Annotated in this window: 1 rRNA gene; it reads left to right on the top strand. The window is 51.2% G+C overall.

The annotated features are described in order from the left end of the window. The first annotated feature begins 193 nt into the window (after positions 1 to 193). A 23S ribosomal RNA gene (locus KGA83_RS26785) occupies positions 194 to 3,087 on the top strand. Positions 3,088 to 3,106: the final 19 nt, after the last annotated feature.

The following is a 3,106-nucleotide window of genomic DNA, read 5'->3' as shown; positions in this document are numbered from 1 at the left end:
GTGAATGTTGATTTCTAGTCTTTGACTAGTTCGTTCTTTAAAAATTTGGGTATGTGATAGAAAGATAGACTGAACGTTACTTTCACTGGTAACGGATCAGGCTAAGGTAAAATTTGTGAGTTGCTCTATGAGCAAGTGCGAATTTTCGGCGAATGTCGTCTTCATAGTATAACCAGATTGCTTGGGGTTATATGGTCAAGTGAAGAAGCGCATACGGTGGATGCCTTGGCAGTCAGAGGCGATGAAAGACGTGGTAGCCTGCGAAAAGCTTCGGGGAGTCGGCAAACAGACTTTGATCCGGAGATGTCTGAATGGGGGAACCCAGCCATCATAAGATGGTTATCTTGTACTGAATACATAGGTGCAAGAGGCGAACCAGGGGAACTGAAACATCTAAGTACCCTGAGGAAAAGAAATCAACCGAGATTCCCTTAGTAGTGGCGAGCGAACGGGGACTAGCCCTTAAGTGGCTTTGAGATTAGCGGAACGCTCTGGAAAGTGCGGCCATAGTGGGTGATAGCCCTGTACGCGAAAATCTCTTGGTCATGAAATCGAGTAGGACGGAGCACGAGAAACTTTGTCTGAATATGGGGGGACCATCCTCCAAGGCTAAATACTACTGACTGACCGATAGTGAACTAGTACCGTGAGGGAAAGGCGAAAAGAACCCCGGAGAGGGGAGTGAAATAGATCCTGAAACCGTATGCGTACAAGCAGTGGGAGCCCACTTTGTTGGGTGACTGCGTACCTTTTGTATAATGGGTCAGCGACTTATTTTCAGTGGCGAGCTTAACCGAATAGGGGAGGCGTAGCGAAAGCGAGTCTTAATAGGGCGTCTAGTCGCTGGGAATAGACCCGAAACCGGGCGATCTATCCATGGGCAGGTTGAAGGTTAGGTAACACTGACTGGAGGACCGAACCGACTACCGTTGAAAAGTTAGCGGATGACCTGTGGATCGGAGTGAAAGGCTAATCAAGCTCGGAGATAGCTGGTTCTCCTCGAAAGCTATTTAGGTAGCGCCTCATGTATCACTGTAGGGGGTAGAGCACTGTTTCGGCTAGGGGGTCATCCCGACTTACCAAACCGATGCAAACTCCGAATACCTACAAGTGCCGAGCATGGGAGACACACGGCGGGTGCTAACGTCCGTCGTGAAAAGGGAAACAACCCAGACCGTCAGCTAAGGTCCCAAAGTTATGGTTAAGTGGGAAACGATGTGGGAAGGCTTAGACAGCTAGGAGGTTGGCTTAGAAGCAGCCACCCTTTAAAGAAAGCGTAATAGCTCACTAGTCGAGTCGGCCTGCGCGGAAGATGTAACGGGGCTCAAACCATACACCGAAGCTACGGGTATCATCTTCGGATGATGCGGTAGAGGAGCGTTCTGTAAGCCTGTGAAGGTGAGTTGAGAAGCTTGCTGGAGGTATCAGAAGTGCGAATGCTGACATGAGTAACGACAATGGGTGTGAAAAACACCCACGCCGAAAGACCAAGGTTTCCTGCGCAACGTTAATCGACGCAGGGTTAGTCGGTCCCTAAGGCGAGGCTGAAAAGCGTAGTCGATGGAAAACAGGTTAATATTCCTGTACTTCTGGTTATTGCGATGGAGGGACGGAGAAGGCTAGGCCAGCTTGGCGTTGGTTGTCCAAGTTTAAGGTGGTAGGCTGGAATCTTAGGTAAATCCGGGATTCTAAGGCCGAGAGCTGATGACGAGTTACCCTTTGGGTGACGAAGTGGTTGATGCCATGCTTCCAAGAAAAGCTTCTAAGCTTCAGGTAACCAGGAACCGTACCCCAAACCGACACAGGTGGTTGGGTAGAGAATACCAAGGCGCTTGAGAGAACTCGGGTGAAGGAACTAGGCAAAATGGCACCGTAACTTCGGGAGAAGGTGCGCCGGTGAGGGTGAAGCATTTACTGCGTAAGCCCACGCCGGTCGAAGATACCAGGCCGCTGCGACTGTTTATTAAAAACACAGCACTCTGCAAACACGAAAGTGGACGTATAGGGTGTGACGCCTGCCCGGTGCCGGAAGGTTAATTGATGGGGTTAGCTAACGCGAAGCTCTTGATCGAAGCCCCGGTAAACGGCGGCCGTAACTATAACGGTCCTAAGGTAGCGAAATTCCTTGTCGGGTAAGTTCCGACCTGCACGAATGGCGTAACGATGGCGGCGCTGTCTCCACCCGAGACTCAGTGAAATTGAAATCGCTGTGAAGATGCAGTGTATCCGCGGCTAGACGGAAAGACCCCGTGAACCTTTACTATAGCTTTGCACTGGACTTTGAATTTGCTTGTGTAGGATAGGTGGGAGGCTTTGAAGCGTGGACGCCAGTTCGCGTGGAGCCAACCTTGAAATACCACCCTGGCAACTTTGAGGTTCTAACTCAGGTCCGTTATCCGGATCGAGGACAGTGTATGGTGGGTAGTTTGACTGGGGCGGTCTCCTCCTAAAGAGTAACGGAGGAGTACGAAGGTGCGCTCAGACCGGTCGGAAATCGGTCGTAGAGTATAAAGGCAAAAGCGCGCTTGACTGCGAGACAGACACGTCGAGCAGGTACGAAAGTAGGTCTTAGTGATCCGGTGGTTCTGTATGGAAGGGCCATCGCTCAACGGATAAAAGGTACTCCGGGGATAACAGGCTGATACCGCCCAAGAGTTCATATCGACGGCGGTGTTTGGCACCTCGATGTCGGCTCATCACATCCTGGGGCTGAAGCCGGTCCCAAGGGTATGGCTGTTCGCCATTTAAAGTGGTACGCGAGCTGGGTTTAGAACGTCGTGAGACAGTTCGGTCCCTATCTGCCGTGGACGTTTGAGATTTGAGAGGGGCTGCTCCTAGTACGAGAGGACCGGAGTGGACGAACCTCTGGTGTTCCGGTTGTCACGCCAGTGGCATTGCCGGGTAGCTATGTTCGGAAAAGATAACCGCTGAAAGCATCTAAGCGGGAAACTTGCCTCAAGATGAGATCTCACTGGGACCTTGAGTCCCCTGAAGGGCCGTCGAAGACTACGACGTTGATAGGTTGGGTGTGTAAGCGCTGTGAGGCGTTGAGCTAACCAATACTAATTGCCCGTGAGGCTTGACCATATAACACCCAAGCAATTTG

The organism is Pseudomonas sp. GL-R-19 (genome assembly GCF_019956375.1).
Taxonomy (GTDB): domain Bacteria; phylum Pseudomonadota; class Gammaproteobacteria; order Pseudomonadales; family Pseudomonadaceae; genus Aquipseudomonas.
Note: the sequence above shows the minus strand (reverse complement) of the source record. Positions and strands in the feature narration are given on the sequence as shown.